Annotated in this window: 15 protein-coding genes; 4 read left to right on the forward strand and 11 right to left on the reverse strand. The window is 63.1% G+C overall.

Going from position 1 to position 16,013, the window contains the following annotated elements; genetic code table 11:
- Positions 1-145 precede the first annotated feature (145 nt).
- A complete protein-coding gene (locus tag D0B32_RS13805; RefSeq protein ID WP_117334537.1) occupies positions 146-1,810 on the forward strand; it encodes a Na+/H+ antiporter in 1,665 nt (554 codons plus the stop codon).
- 58 nt (positions 1,811-1,868) lie between these two features.
- On the opposite strand, the gene D0B32_RS13810 is transcribed toward D0B32_RS13805, so the two are convergent.
- From D0B32_RS13810 to D0B32_RS32910, 5 genes are all read right to left on the reverse strand, one after another.
- Positions 1,869-3,176, reverse strand: coding sequence for a solute carrier family 23 protein (locus tag D0B32_RS13810; RefSeq protein ID WP_117334538.1), 1,308 nt, complete (start codon positions 3,174-3,176; stop codon positions 1,869-1,871).
- A 470-nt stretch (positions 3,177-3,646) separates the two neighbouring features.
- Positions 3,647-4,255, reverse strand: a complete 609-nt coding sequence (locus tag D0B32_RS13815; protein ID WP_117334539.1) for a DUF2239 family protein — start codon at positions 4,253-4,255, stop codon at positions 3,647-3,649.
- 240 nt (positions 4,256-4,495) lie between these two features.
- Positions 4,496-6,007, reverse strand: a complete 1,512-nt coding sequence (locus D0B32_RS13820; RefSeq protein WP_117334540.1) for a sensor domain-containing diguanylate cyclase — start codon at positions 6,005-6,007, stop codon at positions 4,496-4,498.
- Positions 6,008-6,267: 260 nt separating this feature from the next.
- Positions 6,268-7,218, reverse strand: coding sequence for an SDR family oxidoreductase (locus tag D0B32_RS13825; protein ID WP_117334541.1), 951 nt, complete (start codon positions 7,216-7,218; stop codon positions 6,268-6,270).
- 681 nt (positions 7,219-7,899) lie between these two features.
- Complete coding sequence (locus tag D0B32_RS32910; protein ID WP_147329524.1) at positions 7,900-8,316, reverse strand: hypothetical protein; 417 nt, start codon at positions 8,314-8,316, stop codon at positions 7,900-7,902.
- Here D0B32_RS32910 and D0B32_RS13835 point away from each other — a divergent pair.
- Complete coding sequence (locus D0B32_RS13835; RefSeq protein ID WP_117334543.1) at positions 8,276-9,943, forward strand: hypothetical protein; 1,668 nt, start codon at positions 8,276-8,278, stop codon at positions 9,941-9,943. The two genes, D0B32_RS32910 and D0B32_RS13835, sit on opposite strands and share 41 nt — an antisense overlap.
- Positions 9,944-10,023: 80 nt before the next feature.
- Here D0B32_RS13835 and D0B32_RS13840 read toward each other — a convergent pair whose 3' ends face one another.
- A complete protein-coding gene (locus D0B32_RS13840) occupies positions 10,024-10,428 on the reverse strand; it encodes a hypothetical protein (RefSeq protein WP_259294994.1) in 405 nt (134 codons plus the stop codon).
- A gap of 403 nt (positions 10,429-10,831) precedes the next feature.
- On the opposite strand from D0B32_RS13840, the gene D0B32_RS13845 reads away from it, so the two are divergent.
- Entirely contained in the window at positions 10,832-11,674 is an 843-nt protein-coding gene (locus D0B32_RS13845; RefSeq protein ID WP_117334544.1) for a mechanosensitive ion channel family protein, read from the forward strand.
- 73 nt (positions 11,675-11,747) lie between these two features.
- On the opposite strand, the gene D0B32_RS13850 is transcribed toward D0B32_RS13845, so the two are convergent.
- The 4 genes from D0B32_RS13850 to D0B32_RS13865 all read right to left on the reverse strand — a co-directional run bounded on the left by D0B32_RS13850 (position 11,748) and on the right by D0B32_RS13865 (position 14,294).
- On the reverse strand, positions 11,748-12,050 hold the full coding sequence (locus tag D0B32_RS13850) for a c-type cytochrome (protein WP_117334852.1): 303 nt from the start codon (positions 12,048-12,050) through the stop codon (positions 11,748-11,750).
- Positions 12,051-12,118: 68 nt separating this feature from the next.
- Complete coding sequence (locus D0B32_RS13855) at positions 12,119-12,916, reverse strand: BON domain-containing protein (protein ID WP_117334545.1); 798 nt, start codon at positions 12,914-12,916, stop codon at positions 12,119-12,121.
- A 21-nt stretch (positions 12,917-12,937) separates the two neighbouring features.
- Entirely contained in the window at positions 12,938-13,537 is a 600-nt protein-coding gene (locus D0B32_RS13860; protein WP_117334546.1) for a phosphoheptose isomerase, read from the reverse strand.
- Positions 13,538-13,808: 271 nt separating this feature from the next.
- Positions 13,809-14,294 carry a YraN family protein gene (locus tag D0B32_RS13865; RefSeq protein WP_404935554.1) on the reverse strand — a complete coding sequence of 162 codons (486 nt, stop codon included), beginning with the start codon at positions 14,292-14,294 and terminating at the stop codon, positions 13,809-13,811.
- Between the two features lie 37 nt (positions 14,295-14,331).
- On the opposite strand from D0B32_RS13865, the gene rsmI reads away from it, so the two are divergent.
- Positions 14,332-15,204: a 16S rRNA (cytidine(1402)-2'-O)-methyltransferase gene (rsmI, locus tag D0B32_RS13870; protein WP_117334548.1), complete on the forward strand. Its 873-nt coding sequence runs from the start codon at positions 14,332-14,334 to the stop codon at positions 15,202-15,204.
- Between the two features lie 137 nt (positions 15,205-15,341).
- On the opposite strand, the gene D0B32_RS13875 is transcribed toward rsmI, so the two are convergent.
- Positions 15,342-15,956, reverse strand: coding sequence for a septal ring lytic transglycosylase RlpA family protein (locus D0B32_RS13875; RefSeq protein ID WP_117334549.1), 615 nt, complete (start codon positions 15,954-15,956; stop codon positions 15,342-15,344).
- Positions 15,957-16,013: the final 57 nt, after the last annotated feature.

The raw sequence follows: 16,013 nt of genomic DNA on the forward strand, positions 1-16,013 counted from the left end.
CCTGCCATCCCTCAGGCTAAACTTCCTGGCTGCTGCCCTAAACAGCCCTAAATGGCCTCAAACTTCCCAGGACATGCCGGGACGTCGGCAATCGGGCTAACCATCCCGCACTGCCCCGGCATGCCGCTTTTCAAAGACGAGCCAGATGGAAATAGTCTTCACCGTCCTGATTCTCCTGCTGGCCGTGGCGCTCTCCGGCATCGGCACGCGCGTGCTGCCGTTTGCACTGCCGCTGCCGCTCGTGCAAATCGCTTTGGGCGCCCTGCTCGCGTGGCCAAGGCTCGGTCTGCATGTCACGTTCAATCCGGAAATCTTCATGATGCTCTTTATTCCGCCGCTGCTGTTCGCGGACGGATGGCGCATCCCGAAGCGCGAATTCTTCATGGCGCGCCGCGCGATTCTGCTGCTGGCGCTTGGGCTCGTTTTCATGACGGTGGTGGCGGTGGGCTACTTCATCCACCTGCTGGCGCCCGCCACCTCGTTGCCAGTCGCCTTCGCGCTCGCGGCGGTGCTGTCGCCCACTGACGCGGTCGCGCTGACGGGCATCGCCGGCAAGGGCAAGATTCCACCCAACCTCATGCATATCCTCGAAGGCGAGGCGCTGATGAACGATGCGTCGGGCCTCGTAGCGCTGAAGTTCGCCATCGCCGCCGCGTTGACGGGTGTGTTTTCGCTGCGTGATGCGTCGATCAGCTTCGTGATCATCGCCATTGGCGGACTGGTGACGGGCGCGGCCGTGAGCTGGTTCTTCAGCGTGGTGTCGGCGCGCTTTCTGAACGTCAACGACGAGGGCGATCCGGCGCCCGGCGTCGTGATGACGCTACTGATTCCCTTCGCGGCGTATCTGTTCGCCGAGCACTTCGGCTGGTCCGGCATTCTCGCCGCCGTCTCCGCCGGCATGATGATGAACTACACCAGTATCGCGAGCATGGGCCCGGTGGCCTCGCGCGTGCGGGCGAACAGCACGTGGACGATGATCGAATTCGTCTTCAACGGCATGGTGTTCATCCTGCTCGGGTTGCAGTTTCCGCATATTCTCGGCCGCGCGCTGATCGACGCGCACGAGACGAGCAACGAGCAGATGGCGCGGCTGATCGGCTATATCGCCGCCGTGGCGCTGGCGCTGTATGCGCTGCGTTTCGTGTGGGTCTGGCTGCTGCGCTGGTACGCGAGCCGTGGCGCGGCGAAGCAGGGGCTCACGAGCGCGGTGCCCGGGCTGCGTACCGTGTCGGTCACGACCATCGCGGGCGTGCGCGGCGCGGTGACCATGGCCGGCATTCTGTCGCTGCCGGAAACATTGCCCAACGGTGAACCGTTGCCGGGACGCGACCTCGCGATCTTCATCGCGTCGGGCGTGATTTTGCTGTCGCTAGTGATCGCGGTAGTGGGATTGCCGCTGTTGCTGCGCGGCTGGCGCCGTGGTCGCGATCCGCACGCAGCCGAGGAACGGCTCGCGCGCATGCTCGCCGCTCAGGCAGCGATTCGCGCCATCGACCAGATGCACGAAACGGCCACCGCCGATCTCGACGAATCCGCCTCCGCCTATGCAACGGATGTAACAGCGCGCGTGATGGATATCTATCGACGCCGCCTCGCCATCCTCGACGAGGTGAACGAGCCGCGCGAGCAGGCGCGCCGCGCGGAGGCGCTCGAATTCCAGATGAAGCTGGCGGCGATGCGGGCCGAGCGCGCGGTACTGGTGTCGCTGCGCAATACGCAGAAAATCAACGACGAAACGCTCAGCAAGTTGATGCGGGAAGTGGATCTGTCGGAGACGGCGCTGGTCACGCGCGGCAACGCGCGCGTGTGAGAGTGTGTGATGAAGGCCGCTCCGTTCAGCGCATCTGTCGACACGCTGAACGATGCAATCAGACCGCCGGTTGTTGAGCCGGCTTGCGACGCAGCAACGCGTACAGGATGATCGCGCCGAACGTGGCGGTGCCGATGCCGCCGAGTCCAAAGCCGCCCAGTTTCAGCGAGAAGTCTCCCGCGCCGAGCACCAGTGTGACGGCCGCGACGATCAGATTGCGATTGTCCGAGAAGTCCACTTTGTTGACGACCCAGATGCGCGCGCCCGTCACTGCGATCAAACCGAATACGACGATCGACACACCGCCCAATACCGGACCAGGAATGGTCTGGATGACCGCGCCGAACTTCGGCGAGAAGCCCAGCACCAGCGCGATCAGCGCGGCGATCACGAACACCAGCGTCGAGTAGATCTTGGTCACGGCCATCACGCCGATGTTTTCCGCGTACGTCGTGACACCCGTGCCGCCCGCGAAGCCGGACAGGATCGTGGCGAGGCCGTCACCGAGGAACGCGCGGCCCACGTAGCCGTCCAGATTCTGGCCGGTCATCGCGCTCACGGCCTTGATGTGGCCAAGATTCTCAGCGACGAGAATCACCGCGATTGGCGCGAGCAGAGCCATAGCCTGCGGATTGAAGACCGGCGCCATGAAATGCGGCAACCCAAACCATGCGGCGTTGGCGACGATCGAAAAGTCGATCGGCTTGCCCATGCCCATGCCGTTGGTGACGACGGCGTAGATCACGTACGCGATCAGCAGACCCACCAGAATCAGCAGACGTTGCAGCATGCCGCGCGCAAACACCGCGACGGCGGCGACGCACAGCACGGTGACGAGCGCCATCCACGAATCGAAGTTGCTGCCGCTCACGCCGCGCACTGCGATCGGCGCGAGGTTCAGACCGATCACGCAGACGATCGCGCCGGTGACGACCGGCGGCATCAACGTTTCGATCCACTTCGTGCCAACCGCCGAAACGATCAGCCCGATGACGGCGTAGACCACGCCGCACGCGACGATCCCGCCGAGCGCCACCGGGATATTCAGATTGGGACCGTGGCCGGCATAGCCCGTCACGGCGATCACGAGGCCAATGAACGAGAAGCTCGAGCCGAGGTAGCTCGGCACGCGGCCGCCCACCACCAGGAAGAACAGCAAGGTGCCGATGCCCGACATGAAGATGCACAGGTTCGGATCGAAGCCCATCAGCAGCGGCGCGAGCACGGTCGAGCCGAACATGGCCACCACGTGCTGGATGCCCATTGCGAACATCTGCGGCCATGCAAGCCGTTCATCGGTGTTGACGACGCGGCCCTCGGCAGCGCTCGGCTGGCTGCGCCAGCGGGGGAAGTAGGAATCGGCCATGACGGGGGTTCTCCTCTATCGGCGTGTTTTATCGCGTGCGGAGAGCGCTGTGAGTACCTCGCGGTACGCATTGGCGGCGGTCCCCACGCATCTTGTCGAACGCCTGGTTTAAATTAGGCGCGAGTGTACGGAGAGCGCCTGGCGCTGACAAGCATCGTCGTGGAAGCGCTGCGGCAAATCTGATGCACGCAACGGATGATCAGGATGTTCGATACACCCGGCTCACGGCGACGGGCAAGACAGGTCAGGAGAGACCGCTGATGCGCACAACTCGCTCAGCCGCACGGGGATTGGGACTTGTCCGATTCAAGGGACATAAGGCGCTCGTTACACTTCAAAGGCTGCGTGACCCCATGTATTGCGCATGCGATGTTGTAACTCTCCGACTTTCCGCTCACGCTCCCCGCGTGAGCGGTTTTTTTTTGCCCGCGCGTCTGGGTGCGTGACCACGTTCGGGCTGGTTGCGGCTGTTAGACCGGCGCGTCAAATGCGTTGGCCGCCAGCGTCGCTGCGTGCGCCTCGACGTCTGCGGGCCACTGCGCAATCGACGCTTCGAAGCGCGCCCGATCACCCGCATACAGCGCGCGCGTCGCCTCTTCATAAGCGGGCAGATTGCCGGCGAGCGCGGTCATGAAACGATACGCCGCTTCCTGCGCCTGACGCACGCGGTCCTTGCCGTCGCCCGCGAGGCGAGCTGCCTCCACCAGCTTGCGCAAAGCAACCGATGCACCGCCTGATTGTCCATTCAACCAGTCCCAATGACGCGGAAGCAAGGTCACTTCGCGCGCCACCACGCCGAGTTTCGGACGGCCACGTCCGCGTGGGCTGGCTTCGTCAGCGCCGGCGTATTCTTCCGCTCGGGGCGCGGCTTCATTGTCTAGCCGCGCGGCGACATCCTCTGCCGTGCCGCGCAAGTCGAATTCGATGGGCTGGCTCGTGAGTGCATCGAAGATCAGCACCGGCGCCTGCTCGCCGCGCTCGATGACTTGCTTGACGGCCAATGCCACCTCCTTCGCGTGACCCTGCGCAATGCGGCGGGTACCTTCGAAGGCAATACATGAGTTCGTTTGATGGTGCATTCGCGCCACTCCGTTGGTCTGGTTTGATCGAATTATATCCGGGTAAAATTAGAATGCAATACTATCCGGGTAAAATTTGATTGCACCTCGGCACGCGGCAAGCGCGAACGCGCACAAACGGGCCCGGCCAAAGGCGGCCAGACAAGCGCCGTCCGGCCAGGCCGTCGCGGCGGACGTGGCTCTCAAGCAAGGGGGAAACAAGTGGTGATACGCAGCGGCTCGACCCCGCTGCAATGAGCGCTACCGTGTGGGTTGCGCGACGAGCCCCGGCGTGTCGGCGCGCGCCGGAACCGGGTAGCAGAGAATGCGATTGCGGCCCGCGTCCTTGGCCTCGTAGAGCGCGGTATCCGCGGCGTTGACGAACGCACGGTAGTTGGTGAACCGGTGAATTGCGGTACTCGCAATGCCCACGCTGATGGTCAGCACGTGATGCGCGCTGGCGACATGGCGCATCTGCATGGCCTCCACCGCGGCGCGCATGCGTTCGGCGATCAACGCCGCGCCAATTTCATTGGTGTCGGGCAGCAGCACCGCGAATTCCTCGCCGCCGTAGCGCGCGGAAACGTCACCCGGACGCCGGACGTTGCCTTCGATGCAGCGCGCCACGGCCATCAGCGCGTCATCGCCGGCGGAGTGTCCGTACAGGTCGTTAAAGCCCTTGAAGTTGTCCACGTCGATCAGCAGCATGGACAGCGGCCGTCCCGTGCGCTTCGTGACCAGCCACTCACGCTCGGCGTATTCCTCGAAGGTGCGGCGGTTATTCAGGCCCGTCAGCCCGTCGGTACGGGCGAGCACGCGCAGCGCCTCCTCCACTTCCAGTCGCCGCTTCAGCTGTTCCGAGAACAGCAGCGCGAGCGCGATGATGGCCACATCGAGCGCGGCGATCAGCGAACCAATGATCCACGCGCGATGCCGCCAGTTGGCGTAAATGTCGCGCGTCGAGACGGCAACGTCGACCAGCAGCGGGAAGCCTTCGATGTGCTGGAACGCGTACCAGCGCTCGACGCCGTCAATGGCCGCGGTGCCGAAGAAGTCACCGCTATCCGCCTGGGTAAAGCGCTCGAAGTTGGGCGTACCCGTCAGGTTGATGCCGATAACCTTCGGATCGTACGGGCGCCGCATCAACATGGTGCCGTCGCTCAGCATCAGGGCCATTGAGCCACTGTTGCCGAGATTCATGCCGGCAAACAGACGGCTGAAGTACGTCAGCCGCAATGTGCCCACCACCACGCCGACAAAGCTGCCGTCCGGATTCGAGAGGCGGCGGCTCAAGGCGATGCTCACCCCGCCGCCGCTCGAACGCGGCATGAAAGGACGGCTGATGTACAAACCCACGTTGGGCGAGTTGCGCTGCGCAATGAAGTAATCGCGGTCAGCGCCGTTGATCTTGCGCGGTATCTGCGATTGCGAATCGTAGATGGCGTTGCCCGCAGCATCGAGCACGAGCATCGAGCCCATGTCTTTGGCGCTGGCGGAGCCGTCGAACAAAACCATCTGCCGGATGGCCGGCGGCAACGCCATGACGCCAGGCTGTTGCAGCCCCTGGATCACTGCGCGCAAGGAGAGATCGTAGAGTTCGAGATTGCGCGAGACATCTCGTTCGACCAGCAGCGTGACGTTGAAAACAGAATCCTGCGCGCGTCGCAGGGCATCGTCGCGCATTTGCGCCAGCACCCACACTGCTATCGCCGCGATCGCGCAGGCGAGCATGAAGCTGATCACAATTACGACGTTAGGGCGGCGCGTCACCATCGGCTGGCGGGTTCTAAATGCGCGTTGGCCAACGCGCGTTGTGAAAGAAGCGGAAGTGGCCGAAGCCAGGAAGCGCACCGCGCTGGATCAGCGATCCGGCAAAACCTACGCTTCGAGAAGCGCTAGGGTACCAGACCACGGCGCGAATGGGCCGCCCATACACGTGTGCAGGTGCAATTGCGCGGGTAAATGCTGCGTTGGTTGCTCACTATATGCACTGCCTCAACGGCTGGCGTGAGTACCGCGTGCTTGTGTGCCCCTCACGACAGATGCTCAGGTTCGGTGTGTGGCCAGTTCACGCGCGTCAACGCTTCCGATACGTCCCACAGTCGCTTTGCCACTGCCGCGTCCCGCGCACGCGGCGCGATGGCCGCTTCGCCGACGGCACCTTTCGTTTCGAATAGACCTTTTGGACCGTAATAGCCGCCGGGTTGCGTGTTCGGCGCGGTAGCGGCAAACAACGTAGGTAGCGCACCAGCCGCCGCCGACTGGCTCAACAACGGCTGCACCGTCCAGCGGCCCACGACATTGGCCAACGAATGCTCGCCTGGGCCATTGGCGATCAGATCGGTGCGCGCGAACCCCGGGTGCGCGGCACTGCTGAGGAGTCCCCATCCATCGGCGTCGCTGCGGCGCTGCAGTTCAAGCGCGAACATCAGCATGGCCAGCTTCGATTGTGCGTAGGCGGTCCACGGGTCATAACGGCGCGTCCATTGCAGATCGTCGAAGTGAATCGCGGCCCGCACCTTGTGCGCGATGCTGCTCAAACTGACGACACGCGGAGCGCTGGCGTTGCGAAGCAAAGGCAGCAACCGCGCAGTGAGCGCAAAGTGCCCGAGGTAGTTGGTGCCGAACTGCAATTCGAAACCGTCCACGGTTTCCTTGCGCTGCGGCGGCATCATCACACCGGCGTTGTTGATGAGCAGGTCGAGCGCGCCATGCTCACGCGTAAAGCGCTCAGAGAATTCCTGCACTGAAGCAAGGCTCGACAGATCGAGATGCTGATAACTGAGCAACGCTTGCGGATATCTGGCGCGAATCGCCGCTAGCGCCGCATTGCCTTTGATTTCGTTGCGGCCAGTCAGCACGACGTTGGCGCCCGCGGCAGCCAGCACCAACGCGGTTTCATAGCCGAGGCCACCCGTCGCGCCAGTAATGACGACCAGCCGTCCGTTTTGGGGCGGGATGTCGTTGGTGGTCCAGTTAGCCATAAGTGCGCGTCCTTTGCGTTGATTGGAGGCTGCGGCGCTCGCGCCCCTTAAAAACCATCGCGCCCCATGAAAGCCGGCTGAAATATGATGAATCCCGACCTGAATTATTTAGGCATGCATTTTAATTTTTGCAGGGCCTACGAGCCACGGGCGTGGAACCCAATCTAGCGCGAAAGAAGCCCTTTTCATACGACAAAACGTATGCTCGCAAACCCTTAGTTTTGTTTGTTCATACGTTACACGTGGTTACGTCTTTTCTGCAGACCTAATAAATCAGATTCGGTAGGATTCACCCGGCCTTAGCGAAACGACCGTTCGAAGATCGGAAAAAGTGATCTCCTGCGAGCCGCGCGCAATCACCGCGTGATTGCCACACGAAGGTCAATTCTGCGCTCATCGCACTCCGCGCCATGCGGGTGCACTCGCGCTGCCGCCGCAACGCGCCGCAAACGTTTCACCGTCACATGGACGGGTGCGCAAGCAGGCTGATTGCCCGGCAACCTTCGTCCCGCTGACGGCCACGCTCTGGATACGCACCGCGCGAAGTTCCAAGCCGCGCACCGCTATCTGAAAGTCAAACCCCACATTCGGTCTGTGCAGCGATGCCTGATGTCACGACGGCAACAACGTCATGGCGAGGTCGGACGAATGTTCATACTTTTTCGCCTTACCGATGAAATATCAACCGTTACTGCTTTCCTCCCTGTTATTGATTCTGGCCGGCTGCGGCGGTGGTGGTAGTGGAGGAACGAGCGGCAATGCGTCCACGACCGGCAATGCAAGCGCCGCCAGCAGCGCCAGCGGCGCGTCTGCCGCGAGCGCCGGCAATGGCAACAGCAGCAGCAATGGCACCGGCGGCAGCAGTGGCAGCGGTGGTTCGACCGCGAGCGGCACCAGCACCGCCAACATCAGCGGCAATGGCGGCGGCTCCACAGCCAGCGGCGCGACCACCGCGCACGCCACGGGCACGATGAGCTGCACGTCGCCGAACGCGTCGAGCGCGGCCTCGGGTGGTCCGCTCATTTCCGCCGATACGCCCAGCGCCGACGCCACCCGCATGTTCGCTTCGGGCAGCACGTTCCAGCTGGTCTTCACCACCAACGCACCCTCCGCCGACAAACTCAACTGGGCCGTGAGCGACCAGCTCGGCAACGTGGCGGCGAGCGGCACCTTCCCGGTGGCGAACGGCGCAGTGGCCACGACGCTCAACTGTACGTCGACGCTGGCAGGCTATTTCGCCGCGACCGGCACGCTGGCGGCAAACGGCGGCACGCTGCCTGAAGACGGTACACGCCCGGCCGGCATCGACACGTTTGGCGTGCTGCCGAATCTGTCCGGCGTCGTGCCGGCGGTCACATACGCGCATCAGGACCAGCACCGCTTCGGCATGCAAGGCGAAAACGACAACGGTCCGCTGCTCGCGGACCTGGGCATTTCGTCGACCATCGACAACCGGCAACTGTCCTCGATGGAGCCCAACGGCCCCAACACGTTCAACCCCACCGCCAACAATCTCGATCCGTTCTATACGTCGGGCAAGGTGATGCGTCTGATTCGTCTGGATGGCATTCCCGCGTGGGCGAGCCCGACTGGCGCGTTCCAGGACGACACCAATCTGCCCACCAGCCTCTCGTACTATCAGAGCTACATGAGCCGCGTGGGTACGGAATCGAATACGATTCGGACAACGTACTTTCCGACTCAATCGAATAACTACTATCAGGTCACGTGGGAGCCGAACGAGTTCTGGGCCGATTCGGACGCTAACTTCGTGTCGTTGTATCAAGCCGTGTATCAGGGCATTCACGCCACCGATCCGCACGCTGTCGTGATGGGTCCGACCGATGCATTCCCTTCGCTCACCACGACCCGTCTGCAACGCATCGCGTCGCTGGGCTTTGGCAACTACGTCGACGGTATTTCGACGCACGGCTACTACGATGCGGGCACGTCGCCGTCGCATCCGCCTGAGCGCCTCGCTACCGATCCCGATCCGGCCAACGCCGCCAACGCGCTGATGAACGAACTGCGCCTGCTGCGTACGGAGATGGTGAAGGACTATCGTCCGGGTATGAAGCTGTTCCAGACCGAAGTGGGCATCAGCTACGACCTCGGTACGTCGTATAGCGCGAACTATCCCACCGGCAACGTGCTGTTCGCACAGGCCGCCGTGGTCGCGCGCACGCACATCATCATGCTGGGTGAAGGCGTGGATCAAACCTACGTGTTCTACGGCGCGGATTATCCGGGTGACGTGGGCTACGGCACGTTCTTCGATCTCTCCGACGCGCTCGGTGCGTTCGGCGCCACTAACATCAGCCCGAAACCGGCGGCGATGGCGGTCAGCGCGCTCACGCATGTCCTGGATGGCACCAACACGCTGGGTCCTGTGAACGGCACACCGTCTGGCGTGTATGCGTACGCGTTCCAGCAGCTCAACAACGGCGCCGTGATCACTGCGCTCTGGACGCACAACAACAATGTGTGGAACGCCAGTGCGGGCTTCAGCTCGAGCTACAGCGTGCCGTACAGCCTCGCCGTGGATGCGCCCGGCACGAGCGGCACCGTTCAGGTGGTCGACATGATGGGCAATGCTTCCACTGTGAACTACAGCAACGGCACGCTCACGCTGAACCTGACGGAAGCGCCGGTGTACGTGGTGTCGAATAACGCGTCGGTGGCGAAGGCCAACGTGACGACGCCGACGGGGTACGTCGCGAACTGAGCGGCATGAAGGCAGGTGGCGCGGCGCGGGCGTAGGCGGAATTCACACCGTGCGTCTCGCGCCCGCGCCGCGCCTGTCGTTCAAAGCCGGTTGCGTGAACCGCCACCGCTTGCTGGTAGTGGCCGCGCAGCCGCAACCGGCATCATGTTTTGCCGCGCATATTCGATCGACGCGATCAGCACGCCAACAATCTCCGCAATGCGGTCGCGCGTGATGCGAATCTCAACCCACTCGCGCATCGGCGCCCTGCCGTACGGTTGAAACGCGAACGCGCGGCCCATCGCGACGAGCGCCGCCGCTCGCTCGGCCGGCAGCTTGATGCCAAGGCCGCTGCCGTAGACGCAAAACGCCATATGCGTGCCGACGAACGCGGCGGGACAGCCGAACATGGCCCCTTCGTGGACGGATGGATCGAGATCACGGACGTGCGCGAACGCGACATCGAACAAGCCCCGATCATGCAACAGTCTGGGGATAGTCTCCATGATTGTTCTCCTGATGCTGCCTGCAGGGGCCGCAGGACTCATGCGCCGTGCTCGGCGCCGCCCACGCGTTTCGCCTCATGCAGGATCCATTCGCTGCCGGGTACTGCTCATAAGGATAGGAAATCGCTTCTGCTTCGGGGCAAATCTCGTTGCTGTGCTGCGTCATTTTTATGGACTGCGGTCTGCTGCATGAGAGCGCACAGCTTCGCGTATGCGGTCAGGTTGACGCGCAAGGCTTACCGTCCGGTACGTTTTAGCCCTGCTTTCAGGGCATTTTGTCGTGCAGCATGATTCGAGGTGCAGACACCTGTCCCTTGTTTACATACGGTTGCGATTACGCGGGAACATATTGGTCTGCGGTACGTCCGTACAGACATCCAGGATTAGAAAGCGAGAACCGACAATGGACGACCTGCTGACACGACTGATGCATTTTCAACCGGCATTGCTCGCGACTATTGCATACGACGTGCTGCACATCATCGTGGCTGCTGCCATCCTCGTAGTGGGCTGGTGGCTCTCCAACCGGATTGGCGCAGTCTTTGCCAAGGCGTTTGCGCAGACGCACGCCGACCCCACGCTTGCGCCGATGCTCAAGGCAATGGGCACGTGGGCGGTCCGTGTCGTGGTGTTCGTGGCGGCGCTGAGCGAAGTGGGCATCGCGACAGCCAGTGTGCTCGCCGCACTGGGTGCCGCTGGCCTCGCTATTGGGCTGGCGTTGCAAGGCACGCTGCAAAACATTGCTGCCGGCATCATGCTGTTGATGCTGCGGCCGTTTCGCGCGGGTGACGTGATCGAAGGTAGCGGCGCGGCTGCGGGTATCGTGCGCGAGGTTGGCCTGTTCACCACGCGTATCGAACGTAGCGACGGCAATGCGGTGTTCGTGCCGAACAGCCAGATCTGGAGCAACCCGGTCATCAACTACAGCAGCGGTGGCACCGAGCGCATCGAGGTCGATGTGGACATCGCGCAGCGCAAGGATGTGGATGCCGCGATTGGTGAGCTTAAAAAGCTGGTCGCGGACGAGCCGCGGGTGTTGACGGGGACGACGCTGGCGCCGGTGGTATCGGTGACGAGCTATCCGAAGTCAGGCGGCGTAAAGCTGCGGATTGCGGCGTGGGTGCGGGCCCCGGATGCGCCGCTTGCGCAGGACGATTTGAAGAATCACGCGCGCGAGGCGTTGCAGCAGGCGGGGTGTGGGGTGGGCGCTGTGACTGAAGAGCTAGCGGTCGAGAGTGAGGCGTAACCGGAGGAATCTGAATTTTCTGTTATGGATCGCGGTGTTGCGAGCGTATGGAAAGTGACTGTGTACCAATACGTCACTTCGAAGGCGCGCCGGCCAACACCCAATCCACCACCGCCTTGATGTCCGCGTCGCTCATGTTCGGATGCGCGGGCATCGGAATCGCGCCCCACACGCCCGAGCCGCCGTCCTTCACCTTGCGCGCGAGTTTCGCCGGCGCCTGCACATCGCCCTTGTACCTGGCGGCGATTTGCTGAAACGCTGGCCCGACCAGTTTCCGGTCCACGGCATGGCATCCCATGCACGCATTCGCCTGGGCGACAGCTTGACCGCGCGGCGCGGTATCCGCCCGCGCGGTTGACACAAGACCACCCACCATCAGCGCGACGCCGGTCACGCACAGCGCGACCCGCTTCGCTCCGCGATCTCCTGCAAGCACAAACCCCTTCATTGCGGCGCGGCCGGATTACCCGGATGCACCGGGCTCGAGTTCGTCACCGGCGCGGGCGACTGCTGGTCCAACGGACGCGACGTCACCGATGAATCCGGCACCGCGCCCACCGTGGCGTCGGTGGTCGGCGGCGGTGCCGCCGCCGGCGTGCTCGCTGCGTTCGCTGCGTTTGCGTTCGCCGCCGCGACGTCTTGCGGCAGGATGTACTGGAACACTTTCACCACGCGCGTGACGCCCGGCACTTCGCTCGCCACCTGGGCGCCCGTTGCGCCTTCGTCGCGCGTGACGAGGCCCATCAGATACACCGAGCCGTTTTCACACACCACCTTGAAGTTGTTCGCCGAAATATTCTTCTCAGCGATCAGCGCGGTTTTCACGCGGGTCTCGAGATACGAATCGTTGGTGCGCGACGAGAGGTCGCTCGCTGGCGAGACGGTGAGTTCGTTGACGATCGAATTCACGTTGTTCAATTGACGCACGATCTGCTCGGCCTTCTGCTTCGACGCCTCGTCCGGCACTTCGCCGGTCAGCAGCACGCGACGATTGAACACGGTCACATTGACGTGCGACGTGTCCGGCACGTTCTGGTTGATCTGCGCGATCGACTTGACCTGGATCTCGCGATCCTCGGTCTGCGCACCCAGCGTACGCCGGTCGGTTGCCACCAGCGCGCCGCCACCCGCAGCGCCGGCCACCAGCAGAAAGCAACCCTGCAATGTCGCGGACAGCCCGGCCGCCAGCCCCACCACCAGGGTGGTCCTCACCAACGTCGTCTTGATGCGAAATACGCTCATCAACTCGCTCCCCCTTCGTAATCAGTCTTCGCCGAGCAACATGGCATCAATGCCGTCACACAGACAATGGATGGTCAGCAAATGCACTTCCTGAATTCGCGCGGTGCGACTGGAAGGCACGCATATATGGATATCGGTCTCGCTCAGCACTTCTTCTACCTTGCCGCCGGGTTTGCTCTCGCCGCTGCCCGTGAGCGCCACGACGATCATCTCGCGCTCGTGCGCGGCTTCGATCGCCGCCAGCACGTTCGCAGCGTCGTCCGATGTCGTAATGGCCAGCAACACGTCACCGGGCTGGCCCAGCGCCCACACCTGCTTCGAGAAAATCTGCTCGAATGCGTAGTCGCTCGCGAGGCCGGTCAGGACCGAACTGTCGGCGCTCAACGCAATTGCCGGCAGCCCCGGCCGTTCACGTTCGTAGCGGCCAATCAGCCCCGCTGCGAAATGCTGCGCGCCGGCAGCCGAGCCGCCATTGCCGCACGCAAGAATGCGACTGCCGTTGGCGAGGGCCATAAACATGGTGTCGATCGCAGCGGCAATCGGCATCGACAGGTTTTCAAGGGCTTCCAGTTTGACTGCCGCGCTGTCGCGGAAGTGCTGTTGAATACGTTCGACTGACATCGACTCTCTATCTTTTACCGCGTGTGGGCCGCTGCGCGGCCGCGTTGTGATGACAATATTTTTTGCTGCTACTGCGGATGACGCTCGTGCTCGATGTGCTCGAAACGCTCCTGGACCTGCGCGCTCGTGCACTGAGACATGCACGTGAGCGCCGCGAGTGTGATCGCGAATCACGCTAAGCACGCCTCGTATGCCACGCACGGGACACTGCCCCGCCATCCGCGTGCGAGCGCAAGTTTATCGCAATCAAGCGCCATCTCCGCGCGTTGCCTCAGACTTCGTCGACGCGAAAGGCATCGCGTATCCACACGAGGCGTCCGCACTCGAACGCAATCACATCGAACCGGCACGCCGGCACCACGTCGGTTCGCGTCAACAGAAAGTGCTGCGCGGCACGCACCAGCCGTTGGCGCTTTTGCCAACCAATACTCGCCGCCGCGCCGCCAAACTGTCGCCGGGCCCGCGCCCGCACTTCGACGAACACCAGCGCGCCATCCCGATCGCGCATCACGAGGTCGATCTCGCCGCCTCTGCACACCACGTTGCGCGCCACGAACCGCAGCCGCTGACGTTGCAGGAACACCAGCGCGCGTGCTTCGAATGCGGCTCCGACGTCTTTGGACCCGCCCTGTCCTGAAAAGTTGTGGATGCCGGCCCACGGGTCCGCGCTGCGTTGCGCGCCCGCTCTCGTTTTGACTACATGCCCTGCGTCATCAACGGCCGGCGTCGGCAAAGGCCGCGTCCCTGCGTGGCACAATGTCGGCCTTGTCCTGTCTGTCTGCGTCTTCTGCCTCATGACTCCTCTCTCCGAACTCGCGCAAGGACAGCAATACCCCGCTGCCGCGCTCTATGTGGTGGCGACGCCGATCGGCAACGTCGCGGACATCACGCTGCGCGCGCTGCACGTACTCGGACTGGTGGATCGCATCGCCGCCGAGGACACGCGCAACACCGGCCAGCTCCTCGCCCGCTACGGCATTTCGAAGCCGCTGATCGCCGTGCACCAGCACAACGAACGCACGGCCGCGCTGCGCCTCATCGAACATCTGCAAGCCGGCGAACGCGTGGCTTACGTCTCCGACGCCGGCACGCCAGGCATCTCCGATCCCGGCGCCAAACTCGTGGATGCGGTGCGCGATGCCGGCTACCCCGTCATTCCGCTGCCTGGTGCAAGCGCTTTGGCAACGGCATTGAGTGCCGCAGGCGACTGGGTCGCCACCTTCTCGTTCCTCGGCTTCCTGCCGCCCAAGCCCAAGCAACGCGCCGCCACACTTCAGACGCTTGCCGCGCACGCGCCTGCGATGGTGTTCTACGAAGCGCCGCATCGAATCGTGGAAACCGTCGAGGCGCTGGCCGAAGCCTTTGGCGGCGCACGCAAGTTGCTGATCGCACGTGAGCTGACGAAGTTACATGAGGCGCTGCATCAATGCACCCTGGCCGAAGGGCCAACGTGGCTCGCGGAAGATCCAAACCGGCAACGCGGCGAGTTTGTGCTCGTCGTGGAAGGCGCGCCGCTGCAAGCCGCGGGCGAGCACGATCACGACGCGCTGCTGGGCATCCTGCTGCAGGAATTGACGGTGAGTAGCGCGGCCAAGGTTGCGGCCGCGATCACGGGTGCGTCGCGCAACGCGTTGTACACGCGTGCACTTGCACTGAAGGACGACTAGGAAAACAGAAGTGGGAAAACAAAAGGGCCGCGCGAAGCGGCCCTTTTGGCATAGGCAGCGGCTGTACACCGAGCCGGCCCAGGAACAACTTGATGCAGACGCGCAGCGAAATTCCGCGCGCTGCCGTCGCAATCACATTACTTGTTGTCGTCCGAATTTGACGCGGACGCCAGCATTTCAGCGCGCTCTGCCTTGGCCTGTTGTTCCGTCAGACCTTCGATCTTCACGCTTGCCGTACCGGCACGCTGCATGCCGAGCGCGTGCGCGGCTGCCATGGAAAGATCAATGATCCGGCCGCGTGCGAACGGGCCGCGGTCGTTGATTCGTACGATCACGGACCGATCCGTAGACGGATTCGTCACACGAACGTAGGAGCCCAACGGCAACGTGCGGTGCGCAGCGGTCAGCGCGTGCATGTTGTAGCGCTCACCGTTCGCCGTTTTGCGACCGTGGAAGAAGCGGCCGTACCACGAGGCGCGACCCGTCTGGCGGAAGCCCGTTGCGTCGGGCGAACCGTCGGACAGGGGCTGCGCGTCGGCGAGCGACTTGCCATCAGAGGCATCAGGCGCGGACGCCGCAGCGTTGCCGAATGCCATAGGTGCGGCGTTTGCCAAAGTACCTGGTTGCGCGTTCGTGGTGCTGAGCGGCGCGGAGTTGTTTGCCTGAGGTCCTGCGGCTGGGGGCACTGCGCACCCTGCGAGGATAAAAAAGGCAAAAAGACTCCCCAGACTCCGGGATGACCGAGTTTTCATAAGACGTAAAATCACATTTGTCGAGCCGCATCACGCGATAGCTGCGTGTTGCTGCGA

The organism is Paraburkholderia sp. DHOC27 (assembly GCF_003429005.1).
GTDB lineage: Bacteria > Pseudomonadota > Gammaproteobacteria > Burkholderiales > Burkholderiaceae > Paraburkholderia.

What these genes read in the sequence shown, in the direction of transcription:
- D0B32_RS13840 (WP_259294994.1), bottom strand. Translation starts at nt 10,428, where the DNA reads ATGGAGACTATCCCCAGACTGTTGCATGATCGGGGCTTGTTCGATGTC.
- D0B32_RS13875 (WP_117334549.1), bottom strand. Translation starts at nt 15,956, where the DNA reads ATGAAAACTCGGTCATCCCGGAGTCTGGGGAGTCTTTTTGCCTTTTTT.
- D0B32_RS13805 (WP_117334537.1), top strand. Translation starts at nt 146, where the DNA reads ATGGAAATAGTCTTCACCGTCCTGATTCTCCTGCTGGCCGTGGCGCTC.
- D0B32_RS13815 (WP_117334539.1), bottom strand. Translation starts at nt 4,255, where the DNA reads ATGCACCATCAAACGAACTCATGTATTGCCTTCGAAGGTACCCGCCGC.
- rsmI (WP_117334548.1), top strand. Translation starts at nt 14,332, where the DNA reads ATGACTCCTCTCTCCGAACTCGCGCAAGGACAGCAATACCCCGCTGCC.
- D0B32_RS13825 (WP_117334541.1), bottom strand. Translation starts at nt 7,218, where the DNA reads ATGGCTAACTGGACCACCAACGACATCCCGCCCCAAAACGGACGGCTG.
- D0B32_RS13850 (WP_117334852.1), bottom strand. Translation starts at nt 12,050, where the DNA reads ATGGTGGGTGGTCTTGTGTCAACCGCGCGGGCGGATACCGCGCCGCGC.
- D0B32_RS13860 (WP_117334546.1), bottom strand. Translation starts at nt 13,537, where the DNA reads ATGTCAGTCGAACGTATTCAACAGCACTTCCGCGACAGCGCGGCAGTC.
- D0B32_RS13810 (WP_117334538.1), bottom strand. Translation starts at nt 3,176, where the DNA reads ATGGCCGATTCCTACTTCCCCCGCTGGCGCAGCCAGCCGAGCGCTGCC.
- D0B32_RS13820 (WP_117334540.1), bottom strand. Translation starts at nt 6,007, where the DNA reads ATGGTGACGCGCCGCCCTAACGTCGTAATTGTGATCAGCTTCATGCTC.
- D0B32_RS13835 (WP_117334543.1), top strand. Translation starts at nt 8,276, where the DNA reads ATGTTCGCTTCGGGCAGCACGTTCCAGCTGGTCTTCACCACCAACGCA.
- D0B32_RS13855 (WP_117334545.1), bottom strand. Translation starts at nt 12,916, where the DNA reads ATGAGCGTATTTCGCATCAAGACGACGTTGGTGAGGACCACCCTGGTG.
- D0B32_RS13845 (WP_117334544.1), top strand. Translation starts at nt 10,832, where the DNA reads ATGGACGACCTGCTGACACGACTGATGCATTTTCAACCGGCATTGCTC.